Origin of the sequence: Bacillus sp. LUNF1, from assembly GCF_011008975.1 — a bacterium.
Classification (GTDB): domain Bacteria; phylum Bacillota; class Bacilli; order Bacillales; family Bacillaceae; genus Bacillus; species Bacillus velezensis.
Genome location: NZ_CP048876.1, coordinates 3,675,510 through 3,698,270 on the forward strand (window position 1 = coordinate 3,675,510; position 22,761 = coordinate 3,698,270).

The 22,761-nt window shown below is 48.3% G+C and carries 25 protein-coding genes and 1 pseudogene; 2 read left to right on the forward strand and 24 right to left on the reverse strand.

Annotated elements, in window-relative coordinates; all coding sequences use genetic code 11:
• Positions 1–6 precede the first annotated feature (6 nt).
• The 13 genes from G4O42_RS18260 to G4O42_RS18320 all read right to left on the reverse strand — a co-directional run bounded on the left by G4O42_RS18260 (position 7) and on the right by G4O42_RS18320 (position 12,202).
• Entirely contained in the window at positions 7–711 is a 705-nt protein-coding gene (locus tag G4O42_RS18260) for an ABC transporter permease (RefSeq protein WP_012118718.1), read from the reverse strand.
• 64 nt (positions 712–775) lie between these two features.
• Entirely contained in the window at positions 776–1,702 is a 927-nt protein-coding gene (locus tag G4O42_RS18265; protein WP_032876931.1) for an ABC transporter ATP-binding protein, read from the reverse strand.
• 348 nt (positions 1,703–2,050) lie between these two features.
• On the reverse strand, positions 2,051–2,506 hold the full coding sequence (locus tag G4O42_RS18270; protein WP_003150986.1) for a dTDP-4-dehydrorhamnose 3,5-epimerase family protein: 456 nt from the start codon (positions 2,504–2,506) through the stop codon (positions 2,051–2,053).
• Complete coding sequence (gene rfbD / locus G4O42_RS18275) at positions 2,503–3,351, reverse strand: dTDP-4-dehydrorhamnose reductase (RefSeq protein WP_032875814.1); 849 nt, start codon at positions 3,349–3,351, stop codon at positions 2,503–2,505. Before rfbD ends, G4O42_RS18270 begins: the two co-directional genes overlap by 4 nt.
• Before the next feature lie 20 nt (positions 3,352–3,371).
• Positions 3,372–4,319, reverse strand: a complete 948-nt coding sequence (gene rfbB / locus G4O42_RS18280) for a dTDP-glucose 4,6-dehydratase (RefSeq protein ID WP_032875811.1) — start codon at positions 4,317–4,319, stop codon at positions 3,372–3,374.
• Positions 4,320–4,321: 2 nt separating this feature from the next.
• Positions 4,322–5,059 (reverse strand): sugar phosphate nucleotidyltransferase, encoded by a 738-nt coding sequence (locus G4O42_RS18285; RefSeq protein ID WP_032875808.1) that lies wholly within the window; start codon positions 5,057–5,059, stop codon positions 4,322–4,324.
• 27 nt (positions 5,060–5,086) lie between these two features.
• Complete coding sequence (locus tag G4O42_RS18290; protein WP_032875805.1) at positions 5,087–6,091, reverse strand: PseG/SpsG family protein; 1,005 nt, start codon at positions 6,089–6,091, stop codon at positions 5,087–5,089.
• A 1-nt stretch (position 6,092) separates the two neighbouring features.
• A complete protein-coding gene (locus G4O42_RS18295; protein ID WP_032875802.1) occupies positions 6,093–6,833 on the reverse strand; it encodes a cytidylyltransferase domain-containing protein in 741 nt (246 codons plus the stop codon).
• Positions 6,826–7,947, reverse strand: a complete 1,122-nt coding sequence (locus G4O42_RS18300) for an N-acetylneuraminate synthase family protein (RefSeq protein ID WP_032875799.1) — start codon at positions 7,945–7,947, stop codon at positions 6,826–6,828. Before G4O42_RS18300 ends, G4O42_RS18295 begins: the two co-directional genes overlap by 8 nt.
• Positions 7,947–8,810 carry a GNAT family N-acetyltransferase gene (locus G4O42_RS18305; protein ID WP_032875796.1) on the reverse strand — a complete coding sequence of 288 codons (864 nt, stop codon included), beginning with the start codon at positions 8,808–8,810 and terminating at the stop codon, positions 7,947–7,949. Before G4O42_RS18305 ends, G4O42_RS18300 begins: the two co-directional genes overlap by 1 nt.
• The gene (locus G4O42_RS18310) at positions 8,811–9,980 is read right to left on the reverse strand and encodes a DegT/DnrJ/EryC1/StrS family aminotransferase (protein ID WP_032875793.1); all 1,170 of its coding nucleotides are present in this window, start codon (positions 9,978–9,980) and stop codon (positions 8,811–8,813) included.
• A 22-nt stretch (positions 9,981–10,002) separates the two neighbouring features.
• Positions 10,003–11,427, reverse strand: a complete 1,425-nt coding sequence (locus tag G4O42_RS18315; protein WP_032875790.1) for a capsular polysaccharide export protein, LipB/KpsS family — start codon at positions 11,425–11,427, stop codon at positions 10,003–10,005.
• 4 nt (positions 11,428–11,431) lie between these two features.
• Complete coding sequence (locus G4O42_RS18320) at positions 11,432–12,202, reverse strand: glycosyltransferase family 2 protein (protein ID WP_032875786.1); 771 nt, start codon at positions 12,200–12,202, stop codon at positions 11,432–11,434.
• A 280-nt stretch (positions 12,203–12,482) separates the two neighbouring features.
• On the opposite strand from G4O42_RS18320, the gene gerQ reads away from it, so the two are divergent.
• Positions 12,483–13,028 (forward strand): spore coat protein GerQ, encoded by a 546-nt coding sequence (gene gerQ / locus G4O42_RS18325; protein ID WP_007614539.1) that lies wholly within the window; start codon positions 12,483–12,485, stop codon positions 13,026–13,028.
• 46 nt (positions 13,029–13,074) lie between these two features.
• Here gerQ and G4O42_RS18330 read toward each other — a convergent pair whose 3' ends face one another.
• The 8 genes and pseudogenes from G4O42_RS18330 to G4O42_RS18365 form a co-directional block, all read right to left on the reverse strand.
• Positions 13,075–13,446, reverse strand: coding sequence for a DUF423 domain-containing protein (locus tag G4O42_RS18330; RefSeq protein WP_003150969.1), 372 nt, complete (start codon positions 13,444–13,446; stop codon positions 13,075–13,077).
• 63 nt (positions 13,447–13,509) lie between these two features.
• Positions 13,510–14,829, reverse strand: a complete 1,320-nt coding sequence (locus G4O42_RS18335) for a purine/pyrimidine permease (RefSeq protein ID WP_032875783.1) — start codon at positions 14,827–14,829, stop codon at positions 13,510–13,512.
• 18 nt (positions 14,830–14,847) lie between these two features.
• Positions 14,848–15,270 carry a YwdI family protein gene (locus G4O42_RS18340; RefSeq protein ID WP_032876928.1) on the reverse strand — a complete coding sequence of 141 codons (423 nt, stop codon included), beginning with the start codon at positions 15,268–15,270 and terminating at the stop codon, positions 14,848–14,850.
• Positions 15,271–15,328: 58 nt separating this feature from the next.
• Positions 15,329–16,012, reverse strand: a complete 684-nt coding sequence (locus G4O42_RS18345; protein WP_012118732.1) for a uracil-DNA glycosylase — start codon at positions 16,010–16,012, stop codon at positions 15,329–15,331.
• 14 nt (positions 16,013–16,026) lie between these two features.
• Positions 16,027–16,833 carry a glycosyltransferase family 2 protein gene (locus tag G4O42_RS18350; protein WP_032876926.1) on the reverse strand — a complete coding sequence of 269 codons (807 nt, stop codon included), beginning with the start codon at positions 16,831–16,833 and terminating at the stop codon, positions 16,027–16,029.
• 84 nt (positions 16,834–16,917) lie between these two features.
• Positions 16,918–17,445, reverse strand: coding sequence for a hypothetical protein (locus tag G4O42_RS18355; protein WP_032875781.1), 528 nt, complete (start codon positions 17,443–17,445; stop codon positions 16,918–16,920).
• Between the two features lie 44 nt (positions 17,446–17,489).
• Positions 17,490–18,124 (reverse strand): annotated as a pseudogene (locus G4O42_RS18360) (permease prefix domain 1-containing protein).
• Positions 18,117–18,455 carry a PadR family transcriptional regulator gene (locus tag G4O42_RS18365; protein WP_007614551.1) on the reverse strand — a complete coding sequence of 113 codons (339 nt, stop codon included), beginning with the start codon at positions 18,453–18,455 and terminating at the stop codon, positions 18,117–18,119. Before G4O42_RS18365 ends, G4O42_RS18360 begins: the two are co-directional and overlap by 8 nt.
• Before the next feature lie 149 nt (positions 18,456–18,604).
• Here G4O42_RS18365 and G4O42_RS18370 point away from each other — a divergent pair, with 149 nt between their 5' ends.
• A complete protein-coding gene (locus G4O42_RS18370) occupies positions 18,605–19,417 on the forward strand; it encodes a bifunctional hydroxymethylpyrimidine kinase/phosphomethylpyrimidine kinase (RefSeq protein ID WP_032875776.1) in 813 nt (270 codons plus the stop codon).
• A 30-nt stretch (positions 19,418–19,447) separates the two neighbouring features.
• On the opposite strand, the gene G4O42_RS18375 is transcribed toward G4O42_RS18370, so the two are convergent.
• The 3 genes from G4O42_RS18375 to G4O42_RS18385 form a co-directional block, all read right to left on the reverse strand.
• Positions 19,448–19,723, reverse strand: a complete 276-nt coding sequence (locus G4O42_RS18375; RefSeq protein ID WP_042635591.1) for a hypothetical protein — start codon at positions 19,721–19,723, stop codon at positions 19,448–19,450.
• 63 nt (positions 19,724–19,786) lie between these two features.
• Positions 19,787–21,226 carry a sucrose-6-phosphate hydrolase gene (locus G4O42_RS18380; RefSeq protein ID WP_032875773.1) on the reverse strand — a complete coding sequence of 480 codons (1,440 nt, stop codon included), beginning with the start codon at positions 21,224–21,226 and terminating at the stop codon, positions 19,787–19,789.
• A complete protein-coding gene (locus G4O42_RS18385) occupies positions 21,223–22,605 on the reverse strand; it encodes a sucrose-specific PTS transporter subunit IIBC (RefSeq protein ID WP_032875772.1) in 1,383 nt (460 codons plus the stop codon). Before G4O42_RS18385 ends, G4O42_RS18380 begins: the two co-directional genes overlap by 4 nt.
• Between the last annotated feature and the right edge of the window lie 156 nt (positions 22,606–22,761).

Sequence of the window (22,761 nt, forward strand, 5' to 3'; positions counted from 1 at the left end):
TTTTATCTACAATAAATCTTTCTGATCCACCTTACGGTAAGAAAGATAACCCACTAAAAAACCAAATAAACAAAGTATAATTGGAATGATAATAAATTGACTTAAACTGACTGTTTCTCCTCCGTCGGAAACTGTTGCATTGATAAAAACCCCGATTATGACAGCCCAAGTGATTGTAGCAGAAGTTGATTTTTTTCTCATGCCGAAAAATAAAGGAATCAGACTCACTCCTCCCATCATAAAAGCGGTGAGAAGAGTCGATGGCATAGCGGAAATAACTTCACTCATTTCAACAGGCTTCTCGAATAAATATAAGTGCGGACTCACGAAGAGAATTAACAAGTTAATAACAAACGTAGCAATAACAATACTTACAAAGCAGAATAGGAAGACAATAGATAGTTTAGCTTGCATTAATTTTTTTCTTTGTAAAGGATAAGTAAACAGCAATTGTATTGTTTTATTTTTATATTCATCAATAACTAAACGGGATAAAATCACAGCAGAAAAACTAATAAACACAATTCTAATTAAAATATTAGTTAGAGATATAAAATCTGCATAATCACGAAACATAAGTTCATTTTCATTTTTAGATTCCCATCCCATAAAAGCCGCTAAGGCAAAGATGATGAATATCCAAAGTGCCACCCATTTAAAATACTGTGATAAGTGATGTTTTTTGTACTCTAATTTCATAAGTTTTAACATGCTAATAGCCTCCAGCTGAAGAATTTAAGACAATGCAAATAGGTGCATAACACAGACGGGCAATCTATCTAGTGTGTATTCCCTCCCCATTCATAGAATTTAAGAAGTATTCTTCTAAAGAACTGTGTTTTTTATTTATACTTTCTATACCAATGTCATTCAGAATAAGTGCTTTAGAGATTTCTTGTTGTGTAACTGCTGTTTCATAGATACGAATTAATTGTTGATCAATCATTTTAAAATTTCTTATCCCCAGATTTTGCTCTAAAATATATAACGCTTTTTTTATATTTTGGACTTTTACCTCTATATACTCTGTTTGTTTTCCGTTAATACTCTTCATAGAAACTTCTTTTATTAACTTGCCATTCTGTATGATACCAACAGTATCTGACATTTGTTCCATTTCGGCTAAAATGTGACTGGAGACTAATAATGTAATTCCATATTCTCTGCAAAGTAACTTAAAGAGATCCCTCAACTCTTTTATACCTATTGGATCCAGGCCATTAATCGGCTCGTCTAAAATGAGAAGTTCTGGTCTTGTAGAAATAGCTCTGGCTATTCCTAACCTTTGTTTCATTCCTAAAGAAAACTCTTTCACTTTTTTATTATCAATATTATGTAACTTTACAAGCTCGATAGCATGGTCAATGGATTTTTTATCGTAATAGCCCATATATTCACAATGGAAATCTAAATTTTCTTTAGCCGTGAGGTTGTCATAGAAAATGGGATATTCAATAATGGTGCCCATTCTTTTTAAAACTTCAAATGACGTATCTGTTAATTTCTCACCGAAAATTTCTATTTCACCACTTGTTGGCTTGATTAAATTGGTAATCATTTTCATAATGGTTGTTTTACCTGCACCATTGGGACCCAAGAATCCATAAATCTCCCCTTTTTTCACGTGCATATTAACCCCGGAAACAACTTCTTTTCCTTTAAATGTTTTTGTAAGCTGACTCGTTTTTAAGATGTATGTCATTCGCTTTCCCCTTTCCATATATACTCCTACTATATAAAGGAAAGTTCTCTTTTCTCTTAAGCAAATATTACTTTTTTCTTAAGATTTTTCTAATTAAATCCTATCCCCATTCTATAAATCATTTTTTGTTTTTTAGGATGCATGATGTCCATAGGAGAAGAAAGGGAGGATCTCTTAAATTTCAGGTCCCTAACTGACCGCCATCTTCCAAGACATTTTTGATGAAATTGTCCTTCAGGCCAGCAATCATGATATAGTGGGCGGTCGTATCTTATTCACTGGCTCCACTCATATCAAAGTCAACAAAACACAAAAAAACGAAGACATCCGCTGTCTTCGTCTTGTGCGCTACCGGTGAGCCGTCTGCCAATCAAATCCGATGGTGTCATCATTCCACGGGATTCTTTTTTCGTCAGGCTGATCCGGATTGTAGGACATCGTCGTGAAATAAATAATGGTCAGCGGGGTTTCACCCAGCACTCTGTACCCGTGTGCGACGCCTTTGGGAATGAGAAGGAGCATCGGATTGTCTTCTCCCATGTAGTAGACATCCGTTTCTCCCTTGGTTGCCGACTCTTCGCGAAGGTCATGGAGCACGACCTGGGCATGGCCTGTCGGGAAAAACCACAGGTCATCCTGTTTCTCATGATAGTGAAACGCTTTAATGACGCCGGGATAGCTTTTGGACCAGGAAGCCTGCCCGAAACGCTCTAAGAGATGTTCATCGTCACGGACGAGTTCTGAGAAAAAACCCCGGTCATCGCTGTGTTTGATCAGCTTTTTGATTTTTACGCCTTCGATCACTTGCACTGTCCCTCCCCTTGTAAATAATCCCGCAGCGCTTCCCGCCAATGCCTCATGCCGAGCCCCTGCCGTTCAATCGACTCAAGACTCAACACCGAATAAGCGGGGCGCGGCGTCTCATTTCCGTATTCCTCCGTCGTGACGGGCAGCACGGCGGCGGTTCTGCCGCTTTCTTCAAAAATAGCCTTGGCGAATTCATACCAGCTGCACACTCCGCTGTTTGCGGCGTGGTATAAGCCCGGCGGCCTGTCAAACAGACCGATCACCGTTTCGGCTAAATCTTTTGTATACGTCGGCGCTCCGACTTGATCGTTAACGACACGAACCTGATCATGTGTATCCGCAAGCTTCAGCATCGTATTGACAAAGTTGTGCCCGCCGCTGCCGTACACCCACGATGTTCTGATAATGGTGTGTTTTTTTCCCGTCAACCGGATCAGTTCTTCGCCGAGTTTTTTGCTTTTTCCGTAAATCGTGCCCGGATCTGCGGGATCATCGGTCTGGTATGGCCGTGTTCCTTTGCCGCTGAAGACGTAATCGGTGCTGATGTGAATGAATTTCGCGCCGGTGTTTTCAGCCTCAAGCGCGGCATAATAAGCGCCGATTCCGTTTATTAAATACGCTTTGTCGAGTTCCGTTTCACATTTGTCAACGGAGGTGTATGCCGCCGTATTGACGACGATATCCGGCTTGTAATGGCTGAACGAGTGCCGCACCGAACGCTGGTCGGATATGTTCATCATCGCTTTTGTCAAGGCGATCACTTCATACCCTTCCCGCTTCAGCTGGCGGCATAACTCCCGCCCCAGCTGGCCGGCCGCTCCGGTTACTAATACCTTCGTCAATCGGATCCCCTTCTTTCCGATTAGTCTTGGCTGTCTGTATACCAGCGAATGGTTCTTCTCATTCCTTCTTCAAATGTGACGTCCTGCCGCCATCCCAGCTCATTTTTCAGCTTTGAAGCATTGATGGCGTAACGGCGGTCATGCCCTTTTCTGTCTTCGACATGAGCAAACCGTTCCTCGACACCGAGCTCCTTCATGATAAATGACGCAAGCTCTTTATTCGTCCGTTCATTTCCTCCGCCGATATTGTAAATGTCACCGAGTGTTCCTTTTTCCAGGACGAGCTTAATGGCGCGGCAATGGTCTTCGGCAAACAGCCAGTCTCTGATCTGCAATCCGTCGCCGTACAGCGGAACCGGCGTGCCGTTTACGGCATGCCTGATAATGGTCGGAATCATTTTCTCATGATGCTGGTACGGCCCGTAATTGTTGCTGCATCTTGTAATAATGGCAGGAAGCTTATGGGTTCTCACATAAGACATGACGAGCAGGTCTGAGCTTGCCTTGCTGGCCGAATACGGATTGTTCGGAGAAAGCGGCGTCGTCTCTGTAAAAGCGGGATCATCCGGCGCCAAATCTCCGTACACCTCATCTGTGGAAATGTGAATCAGCCTGCCGGCTTTTCCCTGTAACACCGCGTCCGCCAGTCGGTATGTGCCCATTACATTTGTTGTGATGAACGGCTCTGCCTGATTTATGCTTCTGTCCACATGGGATTCAGCCGCAAAATGAATGACAGCGTCATACATTTGGGAAAAGACTTTGTCAATGTCCTCTTTTTTAGAAATGTCACCTTTGATAAAACGAAAACGGTCGTTCTTTTTTAAGGCTTCTATTTCAAGCGGCCTGCTTGCATACGTGAGATTATCCAGGACGGTAATCTGCGCATCTGTTTCTTTCAGCATCATCTTTGTGAAGGTAAGGCCGATAAATCCAGCGCCCCCTGTAATTAAATATGATTTTGGCATGATTAATGCTCCTGTCCTTTCTGTAATACCTGATGCGCCAGGCTTCCGGCGAGGTAGAGCGATTCATGCGTGCCCGCATCCACCCACCAGCCCGTTAACACATCATACGTCAGCTCACTGTGTTCAATGTATAAATTATTGACATCCGTAATTTCCAGTTCGCCGCGTTTTGAAGGGGAAATTTGTTCAATATAAGAAAACACTTCTGCGTCGTACATGTAGATCCCTGTGACGCATAGTCTGGTCGGCGGCTGCTCCGGCTTTTCAATGATCGACTTGATCCGTTTGTTTTCCTCATCAATCTCGGCGATGCCGAAGCGCTCCGGATCGTCCACTTCTTTCAGCAGCACTTTTGCTCCTTTTCCCTGCTTTGCGAAACGCTCCGTATAAGGTTTTAATGAATCTTCAAAAATATTATCTCCCAAAAGCAGAACGAACGGATCGCGCCCGGTAAACCGCTTTGCGTATGATAAACCGTCGGAAATGCCGGATGCGGCTGGCTGAACCTGATATGTGATTGAGACGCCGAGCTCTTCTCCGGTTTCGAGAAGTTTATGAAATTGCGGAATATATTCTTTTTGCGTAATCAGCAAGATATCTGTAATCCCCGCTTCTTCCAGCTTCATGATCGACCAGTAAATCATCGGATATGGACCGACAGGGAGTAAATGCTTATTGACCGCTTTTGTCAGCGGCATAAGGCGTGAGCCGGTGCCTCCGGCTAAGATAACACCTTTCACATGAACACTTCCTTACGTGTGGTTTTATCACAAATCATAAAGAATCGCCGCCGCCCGTTTGATGCCCCTGCCGTCAACCAGCGGCTTTCCGTTTTGATGAAGTCCGGTCCGCAGAGGATAATCAGCGGCCATGTCAGACATATGCCGTGCGAGAACGTCCGCTGATATGCATTCACCAAGGCCGAGGTGAACGGCGGCCCCCCGTGCGGCGAATTTTCCCGCCGTCTCAGTTTGATGCTCCACTTGAGAAAGTACGATGCAGGGCACACCTGTACAAATGGTTTCATATAAAGTGATCCCGCCGGACACGACGGCCATATCAGCCCTCGAAAGAAGCGCGGCCATGTCATTTGTCTGCCTTACCATCTCGGCATACGGCATTTGTATAAGATGCGCGCGCACGTCATCAGCATGAGGCGCAGCGCCGCCCATGACGATGATCACTCGTTTTCGCTGAATGGCGGGGATGCGGCGGCATGCTTCCATCACTTTAAAGACAAGCTTCTTCGGGTCGCTTCCTCCTAATGAGACCAATATGGTACGGCATTCTTTATTCAGCTGATAAAGCTGTTTGGCTTTTTCAAAACCCGGATGAAGAATGATATAATCCGGGCCTTCATATACCGCGGCGCTGCCCATTTGAACCGTCCGGCTTTTCAGCCCTCCGTAAATGCCGTTTATAACGGCATCGCATATATGAATGACATGTTCCCGTTTTTCTTCAAATAAGACGATGCGTGCCGATGAATGCTTTTTGATTTCCTCTAACCAGTCACACGGTATATCGAGCAGATCGAATATGAGAAGGTCAGGAGCCTGCCTGTTTATTTCCCGGACAATAAATTCCTTCTGTCCCTTGTCAGGCTTGATGATCACTTCCCATTGATCAGAAGACAGATAAGAAGAAGCCTCTTTATTTGTGTAGAACGTTATTGAGCAATTATTCTTAATGGCACCGGCAAGCAGCTTCATCCGCACCGCGTGCCCCATGCCGATGTCACGGCCCCCGTCCGCGAAAATCAAAACCCGCATGCTAATCAGCCTCTTTTTGCCGGATCATTTGATTAATGGCCCTGAGCTCCGGATCACGATTCAGCAGATGGATCAATTCTTTTGCCGGAATATCAGGACGCGAGCCCGCTTTTACGTACAGCTCGCGGGCCATCCTGTAGTCCTCTTCGGTATCGACGGTCATCCGCAAGTGGGGAGCCCGGAGTTCCTGCGGGGGCTCAGGAAAGAGAAGCCGGTACTTCTCAGGAGATTCTCTTATTAAAAGCGTGATATGCTCCTGATATTTGTCCGCCAGCGTTTTGTCGGCATTGATCTCCGTTAAAAGGCGCGCGTTTACCGCCTCGCCGCCGATGCCGAGCGGTGTACCGCAAATATACGTGTAGTCTGCGTGCTGGTCTAAATGCGATTGAATCAGAAAATCAAGCAGCGAAGAGTCGACAAACGGGTTATCCCCCGTCAGTCTGACTGCGATATCCGGTTTTACTTGTTCGATGACTTGTGCAAACCGGTCAAGCACGCGCTGCTCGCTGCCGCGGTGCACACGGTAGTTCTTGCTGAGGCAGTGCGCAGACAGAATGTCGTCGGTCTTGCTGTCAGACGAGGCGACGATCAGATTATCCCGCGATTGATCATAATACGCGCTTTGCCGAACCCTTTTGACAATCATATCGAGGATCGTATACCCGCCGATCGGTTTCAGCACTTTGCCGGGAAGACGCCCGCTTCCCATCCGCGCCTGAATGATAAACAAAATGTCAGTCATCATATGGGCTGCCTTTCGTCAAAAGGTCATCCCAAGTGATGCCCGTGTCGGCGGGGATATCCCTGACCGCACGCGCGCCGTCAGTTAAAAGCTCAAAATATCTCGGGTGGAGCCCCTGCGGTTTTTGACCGGGACGAAGGACGGCAAGGTTTTCAGCCGTAAAACATTCGCCTTTTTGAATCGGCGCTGTTGAAAAAATGCCTCTGTAAGCGAACCTTCTGATATCCCCTTCAATCGGTGTCGTGGTTTTATGGGAGCTTCCCGACAACACTTCCGGCACCGGAGCGTGGTGCCCTTGCCGCAACTCCGCTTCAACCGAGCGGATCGCCGCAACCATTTCTTTTAATTCATCCGGATTGAGGGCGAAAGAGTGATCAGCACCGGGCAGGTTTTTATCGATCGTAAAATGCTTTTCAATCAGTTTCGCTCCGAGCCTGACCGCCGCGCACGGCACATCATACGGATGGGCGCTGTGATCGGAGAAACCGATCACTGCATCCGGGAATGCGGCGGCAAGCATGGGAATGACGCTCAGATTGCTGTATTCAGGCGGCGCAGGATATTTCGCCACACAATGCATGATCGCAATTTCTGTGTTCCCCTCGCCGGTAATGGTTTGATAAGCCTCCTGAATATCTGAAATATCAGCGCCCGCGGTGGAAAAGATAATCGGTGTCTTCAGTCCTGCGACATATTTCAATAACGGCAGATGATTCAGCTCGTAGGAGGCGATTTTAAAGGCTGAAGGCGAAGTCGCATACAGTAAGTCGGCAGAGCCTTCGTCACAGACCGTGCTTAAAAACAGCACGCCTTTTTTCTTACAATATTCAAGCAGCGGTTCGATCCACTCAGCGGGCATTTCCATTGATTGCACCAAAGAAAATATCGAGACATCTTTTCCCGCAGCGGTTTTGTACAAGCCGGGGTCTTTCTGATACATTTTGTCAGCCTGAAACATTTGGAACTTGACCGCGTCCGCGCCGGCCTCACTGGCCGCATCTATCAATTCAAACGCCTGGCTCAGTTTTCCGTCATGATTAATTCCGGCTTCGGCGATGATGAATACGGGCGAACCTTCGCCGATTGACTTCGTTCCGATTTTGCATGATGCCATCAGTCCGCCTCCTTCCCGGGCCACACATGATAGTAGTAATAGGACGCATCCGCTTTAAATCCCATTCTTTCATACAGGCGGATGGCTCTTACATTGTGGAGCTGCGTTCCCGCTGATACAGTCTTATGCTGAAAGCGCAATGATTGTTCAATCACGTGCGCCGCTAAATGGAATCCCGCTCCTTTTCCTTCAAATCCCGGCTTTACCGCCATCAGATCAAGGACGAATTCATCGCCTTTAGACAGCCCCTGAACAAAGCCCACGGTCTCTCCCTTATATGTGGCGGCGAATTGTAACGAAGCTCTGCCTTCCGCGTTATTCCGCGCCCACTCTTCAAACAGGCGGTTTGCACTTTCATAGCTGAGATGGGGGTCTTGGTAATACCTGCTTTTTGTAAAGGCGTCGCGGGCCAGCCGGCTGATCGCTTCCGTGTCGCCGGGTCCGGCTTCTGTAATCTCAAATGGCGGCGTGCTGTTATATACACGCACCGGGCTGACGAGTTTGAGCAGACTCCCTACAAAATAAGCGTTCGGAAGCTGCTGAACGACCTGCATCGCCCCGATATCTTCAGCCGGTATTTTAATAAATATAAAATCAGTGCCGGCCGCCCGCCTTGCCGCGTAAAATTCCTGAAACAGCCTTTTGAGCTGTCCGGTACTGTTTGCGGCTGCAAGCTTCACATTGATGATATTTTTTCGGAACAATTGACTTTCCCACGAAGAGTTTTCATATAAAATCACGCCTTGAAGGCTGTTTTCTTCCAATAAACAGAGCGACGATTCATAGGCTTCCGGCTGGATGCCCTTCTGATGCAGGAAGGCATGAATCATGTCCTGCGCAAGATTTTCCCTCAGTCTGTACACCTAATCAGCCCCTTTGACGATATCGGTAACGGCTGCAATGACGTATTCAACGTCGTCATCTGTCATTGACGGATAAAGAGGGAGTGACACGGTGCGGTGATAATACGCTGCCGCGGCCGGAAAGTCAGTTTCCTTATATCCGTACGTTTTTTGATAATACGGATGGAACGGAACCGGAATAAAATGAACACTTGTGCCGATATTATATTGGTCTTTTAAAGCGGAAATCAGATCGTTCCGGCTGATCCCGGCCTCCTGCTCCTCTATTTGAAGAACATACAGATGCCATGCATGCCGCCCGTCATCACTGACATGCGGGATGGTCAGCCCTTTCATGTGTCTGAAGGCGTCCTGGTAGCGGCTCGCAATGTCGGCTCTTCTTTGCTGCATGCTGTCAATCCGTTTCAGCTGATGAAGCCCAAGCGCTGCCTGAAGATCAAACATATTCATTTTATAGCCGGGCGTTTCGACCTCGTAGTACCAGCTTCCGTTTGAAGAATAGCGGTTCCAAGCGCCTTTGCTCATGCCGTGAAGACTGAGCACCCTGATCTGATCGGCAAGCCCGTCATCGTCCGTCGTCAGCATGCCGCCTTCACCGGTTGCCAGGTTTTTTGTCGCGTAGAAGCTGAATGCCGTCGCATCACCGATTGATCCGATCATTTTCTGTTTATAAGTGGTATACACGGCATGTGCGGCATCCTCTAAGACAAACAGCTGATACTTTTCGGCGATGGCCAGAATCCGATCCATATCACACGACTGGCCGGCGAAATGAACGGGTACAATCGCTTTTGTCCGCGGGGTGACGGCCGCCTCAATTTTTTCAGGGTCCGCATTCAGCGTAAGCGGATCGATGTCAACAAACACCGGAACGGCGCCTGTGTGCACGATTGTATTGGCTGTTGAACTGAACGTCACGGCAGACGTGATGACCTCGTCGCCGGGACCGATCCCTTTCGCTTTCAGGGCCAAAAACAAAGCGGCGGTACATGAGTTCAGCGCGATCGCGTGCTTTGCTCCCGTCCAGGCAGCAAAGGCTTTTTCAAACGCCTCTACTTTCGGTCCCTTTGAAAGCCAGCCCGATTCAAGCGTATCAATAACCTCCTGAATTTCGTCCTTCCCGATCATGGGCAATGAATAGGGAAGAAAAGCTGATCTTTTTTGCACCATTTTCTTTGCGCTCCTATCTTTTTTATGAAGGGTCAACCCGTCTGAAGCTGACTCCGGTTTTTTCCTGAAGCACTTGGCATAAAGCGGCAAGCGAATCCTGAACCGGGTAGTTCGCGGCGACAAAAGCACGGCGCGCCTGTTCCGCTTTTTGATATTCTGCGGGGCTTTCGCATATCCGGATTAATTCCTGAGCGAGTGCCTGCGGGTCCTCAAAGACAAATGCTCCAAGTGAGTGATAATAAGGGTATCTGTGGGTTCCCGCTGATTTTCCGATTAGCACGGGCTTTTGAAACAGCATCGCTTCAAGACCGACCGTTGATGTCTGAGTCACCGCAGCGTCAACATACGGGAGAATGTCATACAGCTCCATCTCTTTTTTGATGATTTTTCCTGCTTTATATTTCCGCAGCACCTGATTGTAAGCATCCAGCTTGTTTTTGCCGATTTCCCACGGATGCGGTTTAATAATGAGCTGCATGTTCTTTTGGCCGACAAGCTCTTCAAGCACTCCCGTATAAAATTCATCAGAAAACGGCTGCGTGGCGATCAGCACCGTCCGCTGTGACGGGAGAAAAGAAAGTTTGCGGTAAAACGTATCCTGATCTATCGGTTCTCTTGAGAAAATCTCGTCGAAACGGGGATGCCCCGTGATGATGATTTGTTCATCCCTGCAGCCTTTTGCTTTATACCACTCCGCTTCATAAGCCCCGAATACAGCCTGATAGTCCGTAAATACGGGCAGAAACGCTTCATCTCCCATGAGCGCTCCGTGCTGCAGACAGATGCTGACGGCGTTTTTTTTCGCGGACATCAGCGCCAGCACACGGCTGTAAATATCCTCCGTCGTGCCGACTACAACGGCGGAAATCTTCTCGGCCGTAAACAAAATATCAACGGCATCAATCGCTTCAATAAATAATGGAATGTCTTTATACAAACGTTCCTGAAATTCTCTGTTTCCGAAAGCGGGATGGCTGTGAAGCTCTTTCAAAATGGAATGGGCTTTTTCAATATAAGGGACGGGGTTCCCTTTTTGCCCCATTCCCGTCAGCTCCAATTTGCAGATAACGGGCAGCCCGTAATGGTCAGGCAGACTCCATCTGGCCAGTACCGCTGTTTTTGCCGGATCAAACTGCCGGTAATTTCCCTCGGTGAACCGAAGATGATCGAAATGCAGAATGACTTTTCCGTTTACCGGTTTCTCATCTGTTTTCTTAATGTTTTGCCTTTTTTGATCATAATATGGCTGTATACCGGCTTCAGGAATATGCTGATCAGCCGGACCGAAAAGCTCTGGGTTCTGCTCCATGCTCTCCCGAAGCGCCGGACTGATATATTGATAAAAATTACTGATCAATGCGAGCGGGATGTCTTTGTAGCGAAGTGACTGAAAAAGGTCAATATACTGCCGGTACAGCACCCAATAATTCGCTAAGTATGCCGACAAGCCCTCACCCCTTTCCAAGCTTTTTTAATGATTCCCTCAGCTCCCGGCACGTGGTCTGCCGCGGAAGGCTGTTCACAAACTCGTTTTTCTCCGCCGCGAAAAGCTGATAATGGATGGATTGATCGGTAATATAATTGATATCAAGCTCCTCAGAAATCGGGTAAAACGGATAAAAATGATTCACTCTCCAGAAGAAACGGGCGTCACCGATCCGGTAAAACGCGGGGCTTTCATCCCAATAGGAACCGAATGCCGATTTGACCTGTTCCAGCACGGAAAACCGGTGCATGACCGAACAATGGTCAATGGCGCACGGCGCGTTCCACACGATCCGTTCGGCGGGCCTGGCCGTCTCCTTCACCGTCTCTTTCCGCTGATTCAGATGATAGGTTTTGGAACTTGAATACACGACGGCTTTTTCCGGGTCTTCATCAAGCTCTTTCACCATTTTCTCAAGCCGTTCCGGCACATACGTGTTGTCGTCGGTCGCATATGTCACGTACTCGCCCTCCGCCATTTCTATTGCCTGATTAATCAAGGCGGCGTAGCGTGTTTTTTCCGTTCTTTCTTTGACGCCCGATACATCGCTTTGATAAAACCGGACGCGGTCATCCGTGAGAAAAGGACGTATTTCCGCCAATGTCGCTTCATTTGAGTTGTCATCCATAATGAACAGCTCAAAGTCCGTAAACGTCTGAGACAGAATACTTTTAATAGAGCGGGCCACATAGTCACTTTTGTTATAGCTCGTCATGATCACTGACACTTTAGGCAACTCGTCACCCCCTTTTCGCACCTGAAACTACCGCTATCATATGTTCCTTATGCGGAAGATGCGCTAGGAATACAGACTATTATGTGAAAAGTCAGCATTGCGCGCACAAAAAAAGCCGGCTCTGATGTCCGGACTTATTGGAGCGTATTTTCTTTTTCCGCATAAATCTTTCTTTGGGCTCATATGGTGGAATAGATAAAAACAGCAGCCTCTCTGTCGGCTGTCTGATACTTTTCAGGAGGTTTCAGCATCAAGAGGTTTTCATCAAAGGAGGAACAATATGAAACCGAAAAAGAATCAATATCAGCAAATGCAAGGGATGGGGATGGGAATGGATATGCAAGGATACCAGCCGCAGCTCGGGCCTAATCCTTATCCGCAGCCACAGGGCCAAGGATCACAGATGATGCCGATGCAGCAGCAAATGACAATGCCGATGCAGCAAGGCCAGCAGAGCTTCGGCGGGGGGTTCCCCGGTCAGCCGCAGCAGCAGGGCGGCGGCAGCTTTCAAATCCCGTCAGGTCCATCATCGTCACAAAACGTTCCCGGCATGCTGCCGATTGAAGAGTCATACATTGAAAATATTCTGCGGTTGAACCGGGGCAAAACGGCGACGATTTATATGACATTTGAAAACAGCAAAGAATGGAATTCAAAGATTTTCCGCGGTGTGATTCAGGCAGCGGGACGTGACCATATCATCATCAGCGATCCGAAAACGGGCACCCGCTATCTGCTTCTGACCATTTACCTTGATTACATCACGTTTGATGAGGAAATCGCTTATACTTATCCGTACTCCATGTCTTCTTATTCGCCGAGATAAATCAAAAAGCCAATCGCTCACTTGACAGAGGATTGGCTTTTTTTCTTTATAAATATTTGACGGCCGCGACGATAATCATAATCCAAGAGATGATAAACGCCACGCCGCCGAGCGGTGTAATCGCGCCGAGAATGGAAATCTGCGTCACGCTCAATACGTACAGGCTTCCTGAAAACAGAACGATGCCCGCAAACATCAGCCAGCCCGCAACAGAAACACTGCCTGCGCCAGAAAGCTTTTCGGCCAAAAACGCGACAGCCAGAAGACCGAGCGCGTGATACATATGATATTGCACGCCTGTGTGCCACACCTGCAAATATTTATCGGGGATTTTCCCTTCAAGCCCATGCGCGCCGAAAGCGCCCAGCGCCACGGCCAATAAAGCGTTAATCGCACCAAGAATAATAAACACTTTCATCTATTTTTCTCCCGCCTTTTCGTTAAAGTTTCCAATTCAATCATAACCCAACATCGGCAAAATTCAACGTCCGCCGTGCGATGACACGAGATTGTCGGATTTTTTCTTTTTGATAAGCTGGATTCGGTCAATCGCTATCGCCAGCAGCGTCCCGAGCACAAGACCGTTGCTTAAGAGCGAAATCAGGATCGGGTGCATCCCTGATAACGCGCTCTCCGGCACAAACATTACGCCGACCCCCGTCAGGAGCGCCAGACCGATAATGGAGCGGATTCGTTTTTGCTCCGCTTTCTCATAAGAGTCAAACTCTGTAAAGGCAAGACCCGCCATCGTGGAGAAAACGACGAAGTTTACCGCAAATCCGACCGGTGAGGGCAGACTCGCGAACGCATTCATAAATAGCGGGATCATACTGATGATCATGACAAATACACTTCCCAAAAGAAACGGCTTTTTCGAAGGAAGCTTCGTCGTCTCAATAAAACCGGCCGCCCCTGAAATCGGCACAGGCGCAATGCCTCCTGACAGCCCGCTCAAAAGGTGGCTGATCGAAGCCGCAAACCCTGCCGGACGCTCACGCCGCTTTCCAACGGTGCCGCCGAATTTTTTCACCGCCGCTTCTACAACCCGTATGCTCGCGAGCATGTTGACAATCAAAAGAACGGTAATGAAGAGTGACGTAATGATCAGGCCGCTGTCAAACACGGGTTTTCCAAACGGAAAAAGAGCCGGCAGCTGAATCACGCGGTCCGGTATTTGAATCGGTTTGGCTGCGCCGAAGACGGCGAATAAGATCCATCCGCCGGCAAGCGAAAGGAGAATCGCATACTGTCTTAAGAACGTAACATTCGATCGGGACATGATGAACATCGCCGCCGTCACAACCATGGCGAGCCCGAATACAAGGCCGTCGACGCTGTTTTTTAAATAGCCGATGCCCAAAAGGCCTTTCACAATCGGCTGACTCAGCTGCATGACCAACAGCAGCAGATACACACCAGTCACAACCGGCGTAAACAGCACGGCCAGCCGTTCAATCACTTTAAAAAGGCTGAACAAAAAGAAAAAGACAGCGCTTAATAACAGCGCCCCCTGCAGCGCCCGCAGCGTCTCGCCGAATGTCACAAACACCGTGCCCGTCAGTCCGCCGTAAATCGTGTATACGCCCCACCATAAGCCTGCCGGGCTTTCATTAATCGGCAGACGATGTCCCTGGAGACATTGGATGACCGCGGCGACGCCAAGCACAAAAAATGTGCTCTGAATCAATGCGGCAGAATCGGCATGGTTCAAGTGAAATGATTGTGCGATGGCGACAGGAACTACAATCGCAGCCGCAATCATAAATGCCGTCCATTGCAAACCCCCGAGTATCAGTTTCAAGTCAATCAACCTCTCCTGTTAAAAATCGAAAATGGAATCCCCGTTTCCGTCTTCCTCACGTTCGTCTTTCGCTTTTTTCTGATATTGGTTCAGCCCGGCGCTGCCCATCATTTTTTCAAGCAGCAGCGGGTCTGTCGAAGGAGACGCGGAAGGTTTCGGCGCCGCTTTCGGAATCGGATTCTGCACAGGCGCCGGATCGGTGTGCGTCTGAGTGCCGAGCACGACATCACACAGAGAGCGGATGGCGGCCGCGTGCATTTTGACCTCCTCGGTGCGGGCCGCCGTTTTCGCCTGCCTCAGTTCTTCTTCCATCTTCTGAATCAAAGCAGAGATATGTATGTTCATGAGTAAATCCTCCAGCAGTAATTTGTCTTCTTCCTGCATTTTATCAAATTTCTGAGCGAATCGCAGAATTGAGTTTGTTATTTTTTCTGACGGCATATCGCCCTGAACGTCAAAAAAGACGCTTCCGCCGGGCGGAAGCGCCTCAAAAAAACGTTTATTGCGGCAGGTCGGGGATGCACCAATCGATCGGCTGCTCCCCCATTTTTTCAAGGGCGGCGTTTGTACGGGAAAACGGTCTGCTCCCGAAAAAACCGTTCCTTGCCGAAAACGGGCTCGGATGAGTCGATTCAATAATAATGTGTTTCGATGTGTCAATGCGCTCTTTTTTCATCTGCGCGTGACGCCCCCATAGGATAAAGACAATCGGCTTCTCTCTTTCATTCACCACATCAATGATGCGGTCAGTGAGCCGCTCCCATCCCTTGCCTTTGTGGGAGTTGGCCTGACCGCGGCGAACCGTAAGCACTGTGTTTAACAAAAGCACTCCCTGCTTCGCCCAGCTGACGAGCGATCCGTGGTTCGGTACGGAGCAGCCGATATCGTCCTGAAGCTCTATGAAAATATTTTTCAAAGACGGCGGCTGTCTGACCCCGGGCTGAACGGAAAAACTAAGCCCGTGCGCCTGTCCTGGCCCGTGATACGGGTCCTGTCCGAGAATGACCGCTTTTACATCCTCATAGGGCGTATAATGCAAGGCGTTAAAAATATCATGGCTGTCAGGATAAATCGTTTGGCTGCTGTATTCTTGTTTCAGCATTTCTCTCAGCTCTTGATAATACGGTTTGTCAAATTCATCTTTCAGCTGATTCCACCAGCTGTCTTTTAAAAGCTGTTTCAAACTGTCCGTCCCCCTTATGAACTGTGCAGTCTTGAATGGACGGGCTTTCCGTCCCACACAATGTCAGTCGGCGCCTCCCGCCTCTTCATGTCCGGCTCTTCAAGAAGAACCGCGAAGTTTTTCGTCGGGAGCTCCCCAAGCCCGTGCTTTTCGCTTAACCGGTCTAAGTACCGCTTCCGTTTGCCGCCGAGATCCGCGGACTGATTGCCGCCTCCCTCAAAAAACGCATATATGACGCTCGCGCAAGGAACACGCTTCACGCGGTGCTGTTTCGCGGCGCGCAAATAAAAGTCCCAGTCCCAATAATTATGGACATCCGGATCAAAATACCCTAACGTGTCATGCAGAGAACGCCTGTACATGCTGCCTGACGGAACGTACGTGGAAAATACCCGCATATCCGCATAATCCGCCGTATAGGCGAACGGCTTCCGTGACATCGGATATCTCGTGCCGCCCCGTTCTTCAAATGACACAATTTCCGCGTCAGAATGGACAAAATCCGCATCAGCAAGTGCAGCCGCCATTCTTTCCAAATGGCCCGGCGTAATGAAATCATCATCATCGCACAGCATGATATAATCACCCGACGCTTTTTTCACACCTGCGTTCCGCGCTTCCACATGTCCGGCATTCTGTTCTAAATCAATAATCTGAATCGGCAGATCGCTGTACAGCTGCTTCGCTTGTTCGACCGATTCCCCGGCATCATTTACAATGATCACTTCATAAGGCTTTATGGTCTGCATGGAAATCGACTCCAGCAGCTCACACAAAGCCGGAATCCGGTTATACGTGACTATAACAATTGATATATTCATGACCCGCTCCTTCTGCTTTTTCTCATGTTCTATTAAAACATAAAGCGGCGGAGAGATCAGGGGGGATTTTTGATTTCGGCCCATTCAGAAACAAATCCAGGTCATACCCGCCAGCAAAACGAGAATGATCAGAAGGTCTTCCCAAACAGTGCATACCGCCTTGGCATTAAACCTGCCCGCCTCCATGGCGTTCCAAAGTTTTGATTGATAAACAGGCACCAACACCATCGCATAGCATGTGCACAAACAGACAAAAGCCGGCGGGACAAGCGCACATCCATCCTCATCCCAATCATGAATCAGTTCCGGTATACTCACCCCGCTGTCAATGTACAAGTATAATATACCCGCCAGCGGAATGAGCGAACTGATCTGCATCTCGAAAAGTTTCACCTTCCACTCACGCGCAAACGAAACGGCCCAAATCCATCCCAGCGCATAAAACAATAGAAGAAGCAAAATACTGAAAACAACAAATATAGCATCTTGCATCCCATTCAGAACCATAATAAAAAGACTCACAACGGGCAATGCAAGAACCAAGCCGCAGACGGTAAATACGGTAACGGCTATTTGGGCGCACGCGCCGTACATCCACGAACCTAATCTCATTTTAACACCCCTATATAGATTCCCTATGTATATAGTGAAAAAGATCAGGCAAGCCTCTGCCTGCCTGCGTAAAAACCTATTTTGCCGCAAAACGGAAAACATACCGTCACAACGGCGCATACTGCCGCAAAACTCGGTGTGACCGCCGAAGGAAACAGCCCAGCCGGAACCAGATTGAACAAAAAGACAAACATAAAACATAGATTCGGCACCATTGAAGCCCATACCGTCCGCTCAGCAAGCTTTTTGCCGCCAGCCCCGAACTCTTTGCCAGCTTGATAGCCGATTTGGAACCAATACAGCACATAACTGATCATAATCAGCCATACTGACACGGAAATCCCTTTCCACAGCGCGTCAACAGCGGGATGAATCCGCCACGCGTGCATCATCGTAATCATCGCCCCCATCACAAAAAGACCGCAGTTGCAGAACAGATAAAAGAGCATAAAAGTCCGCGCGGGCACCGCCGAAGCTTTTTGAAAAGCAGAGATAATTTCAGACGGAGTCCCCACTTCCCGCAGAATAAGCGCCATCGCTTCGCTTTCGGTTTTGCCTTTTTCAGATGATCACAAATGGCATGATGAATATGACTTTCGATTTCCTTTAATAATTCACGGCTTCCGGCCTTGCCTTCCAGCCCTTTTCTGATTTCCTGCACATAAAGGTCCTTATCCATTCTGCCCGCCCCGCTTCAGCATCCGGTCCATCAGAGCAGAGAACAGATTCCATTCCTTCGTCCGTTCGGCTAGAATGGTCTTTCCTTCATCGGTGATCCGGTAATATTTTCGGTCCGGCCCTTTGGTCTGCTTTTCCCAGTAAGAAGAAATATAGCTTTGGCGTTCAAGCTTATGAAGCGATGGGTACAGCGTGCCTTCCTTCATTTGCAGTTCATTCCCGCTTCTTTTCTCCATTTCTTTCACAAGTTCATACCCGTACATGGGCCGTTCATTCAGCAGCGTCAGCACCAGAATGACCGTGCTTCCCTTTACAAGCTCCCTGTTGAGCATTTATTTTCTCACCCTTACCTAGTATTCTTATGTAGGTATTGTACGCACAGCCCCCGCGGCTGTCAAATCATTCCTCCAAGCCTTCCGTATTGTGATCGGGAGAAAATCTAACTATAATGAGATATAAAACACTGATGGAGGCCATTGATATGTCAATGCACAAAGCACTTACTATTGCCGGTTCTGATTCCAGCGGCGGCGCGGGAATTCAGGCCGATTTAAAAACATTTCAAGAAAAAAACGTATACGGAATGACGGCTTTGACCGTGATCGTAGCGATGGACCCGGAGAACAGCTGGGATCATCAAGTATTTCCGATCGATGCCGATACGATTCGCGCACAGCTGGCGACGATTGTTGACGGAATCGGCGTAGACGCCATGAAAACGGGAATGCTCCCTACCGTGGAGATCATAGAGCTTGCGGCGAAAACGATTAAAGAAAAACAGCTGAAGAATGTCGTTATCGATCCTGTCATGGTCTGCAAAGGAGCGAACGAAGTGCTGTATCCGGAGCATGCCGAAGCGCTTCGCACCCAATTGGCGCCTCTGGCAACCGTCATCACGCCAAACCTGTTTGAAGCAAGCCAGCTGAGCGGTATGGATGTATTAAAAACAGTGGAAGACATGAAAGAAGCGGCAAAGAAAATTCACGAACTCGGCGCGAAATATGTATTGATTACAGGCGGAGGCAAATTGAAACATGAAAAAGCGATCGACGTGCTGTATGACGGAGAAACCGCGGAAGTATTAGAAAGCGAAATGATTGATACACCTTACACACACGGAGCCGGATGCACATTCTCCGCCGCCGTGACGGCAGAACTGGCCAAAGGCGCTGAAGTGAAGGAAGCCATCTATGCGGCAAAAGAATTTATAACCGCGGCAATCAAAGAATCCTTCCCGCTGAACCAATACATCGGACCGACTAAACATTCGGCGATGCGCCTTAGCGGAAAATAAAATAAATATCCCCCTCATGATCGAGGGGGATTATTTCATTTTTTTCGCGGATGACCGCAAAAACATCTCAATAGACTGCACAAACAGCGCATATTCCTTCATCTGTTCATATGTATGCATTAGCCGATCACTCCATTCATTGTGCGGCTCAGCTCTCTTGAGCATGCGATTCAGCTGAAGCAATACTTCTTTATATTCTTCCCGCTTATCTTCCACTTGCTCTGCGGCTTTGACAAGTAAACATTTCGGCGTCATCTTCTGATTTTTCAAAACTGAGAAAACAACTCCTTTTATTCCTGGAATCATAGGCTTTCGTTTGAAGAATAGCACAGATGGCATAGGTTTCACATAAGAAAAAAGAACGATTTTCTACAAAAGTGTCCAAATTGATCCATTTATTTCCGTTTTTCCTACCGAAGTGACGGTTACGTCATCATTTCCCGGGAAAGGAAAATATCTGGCGCTGAATACCTCTTCTCCATCATTCAAAAACAATTCAATCGAGGATGCATCCAGAAAGAGCTGCACGGAATGCACCTCGCTAATGGCGCAGCTTCTCGTTTCTTTTTCTTCTCCGCTGAAAGCAGTGCGCTCCAGCACAGCCAGCCCCTCTTCCTGATGAAATATAAACCGGGCTGCGCCCCGAATTGAGATTTCAAAACCGGATTCGCAAGTGATGTCTTCCAGCAGCACTTCAGCCCGGGATGCATCTTTCACCGGGAGGCTTACAGACGAGCAATTCAATTGAAGCCGGCGCTTTTGTTCATCCGTGCGGCGTGATTTCATTTCCGGGAGCGGGCGCTGTATGATTCTGCCGTTGGACAGTGACAGCTGTCTCGGCATCGTTAAGCAGTGAATCCAGTGATACGCATGTGTCGGATGTTTGTCCTCATGCTGATCCGGAACGCCCATCCACGCGAACAGAATTCTCCGTCCCTTATCATCTTCCAGCGTCTGCGCCGCATAAAAATCAAATCCTCTGTCAAGCTCCGTAAATTCACCATGCTTAAACTCTGGCGGCTCTGTATGCAGCCTGCCGAGGAAATAGCCCGCCTGGTGGCTGTTATGATATTTTATCCCGTCGGCTTCAAGCCCCTGCGGACATACGAGCAGCACGTCGGTTCCGTCAAGGGAAAACAGGTCGGGACATTCCCACATATAGCCGAATGATCCGAGACCGCCGGAGTCCGCCCCCGCAATCGCACCGAGAAACGTCCAATCCGTCAAGTTCTCTGATGTGAACAATACAGCGCTTCCGGTGAGCTTTTCTGTCTGCGCGCCGAGCACCATGTAATACGTTCCGCCTTTCTTCCAAACCTTCGGATCACGGAAATGAGCGGTATAGCCTTCCGGGAGACGCGCGACGACTCCTTTTTTTTCAAATACGATCCCGTCTTCAGATACGGCGAGGCATTGATACGTTTCCCGATTGCCTTCTCCGTCACGGACATTGCCTGTGTACATCAGGCAGAGCCGCCCGTCTTTTTCGATGGCGCTTCCGGAATAACAGCCGTTTTTGTCATACCACTCACCCGGCGCAAGCGCGATTTCTTCCTCTTTCCACTCAACGAAATCCTTCGTCGTCACATGCGCCCAAAATTTCGCGCCGTGCCCCGTATGAAATGGCTGCCATTGAAAAAACAAGTGATATACGCCGTTCCATTGGATCACGCCGTTCGGATCATTTAAAAGCCCGACCGGCGGCATAATATGATAGTTCTGGCGGTATGGATCTGACGCGGCTGTTTCTCCCCGCTTCTTTTTCGCTTCCTCAGCCTGCAGGCGCAGCTCTTGATCCGGTGTCCTCATTTGACGGCCTCCTTTTCTTTAGCTCCCATAATGTAAGCGGCAATAAACGCCGAGACAGAGGCGATGCCCATTCCGATCAGATAGTTTATAAGATTTCCTAAACCGAGCGGAGCCGTGATGGCAATCATCGGAATTCCGGTCAGACCGTAGGCATTGGCGGCGACACCGGTCACCACGACATAGGCTCCTCCCAGCGCTCCGCCGATCATTCCCGCGATAAACGGCTTACGGTATCTTAGGTTCACACCGAAAATGACTGGTTCGGTTACGCCGAGAAAAGCGGAAAATGCGGCAGGCAGAGCGATTTCTTTCATTTTCGCTTTTTTCGTCAGGAAAAATACAGCCAGTCCCGCCGCACCCTGAGCGACATTCGCCATCGACCAGATAGGAAGGATATAGTTTCTGCCCAAATCAGCGATGAGGCCGGCCTCAATCGCATGAAAGCTGTGATGCACACCGGTAAGCACAATAAGCGGATAAAGACCGCCGAAAAGCAGTCCGGCAACAATTCCCGCATGATCATACACATATGTCAGCGAGACGGTAATGCCTGATCCGATCGCCCTGCCAAGCGGACCGATTGCGATAAAGGTAATAAATCCTGTGACAATCACCGTGACAAACGGCGTGACCAATAAATCGAATGCGTGAGGCACAATTTTTCTCGTGCCCTTTTCCACTTTGCTCATAATGTAAACGGCTAACAGTACGGGGATGACCGTCCCTTGGTAGCCGAGCAGCGCAATGTCGAAGCCGAAGAGCTGCATAAAATCAGGTGATGCATCCGCAAGCCCCCACGGATTCAAAAGCGCCGGATGGATCATAATTCCCCCGAGCACGGCACCGAGATAGGCATTACCTCCGAATTCCTTCGCCGCGCTGAACCCGATGTATACGGGCAGGAAGATAAACGCCGCACTTGAAAACATGTCTAAAAGCTTAAACAGCGATGATTGTTCAGACACCCAGTGAAAAGCCTTCATCATGCCGAGCAGCCCCATTAAAAGTCCGCTTGCCACGATAGCCGGAATGATGGGAACGAATATATTAGACAGTGTCTTCGCAAATCTTGCGGCCGGATTCAGCTTTTTTTTCGCTGCGTCCTGATGTGTCTCACGATCTTCCCGCCCCAAATCGGCTTCTTTTGAAAAAGCGTCATACACTTTATTCACGAGGCCGGTGCCGAATATAATCTGATATTGCCCCGAGCTGCTGAAAGCCCCTTTTACGCCTTCTATTTCTTCAATGCCGGCCTGGCTGATCTTCTGTTCATCTTGAATGACGAGCCTGAGCCGCGTCGCGCAATGTGTCGCGCTGATGATATTTGATTCCCCTCCGATATGTTTGATAAGCTGTTTTGCCGTTTCTTGATAATTCATTATGTATCCCCCTTTCTAAAATCAAAAAAGACCTAAAATTCGCCAACGAAAAAGGTCAGCATGATCCCTTTTTCATGTACGCAAATTTTAGGTCTTGCCTGCATTACCAGTCACAATCCCGCGGATTCAGTTTTTTTAATGCGCTTTCATTCTATT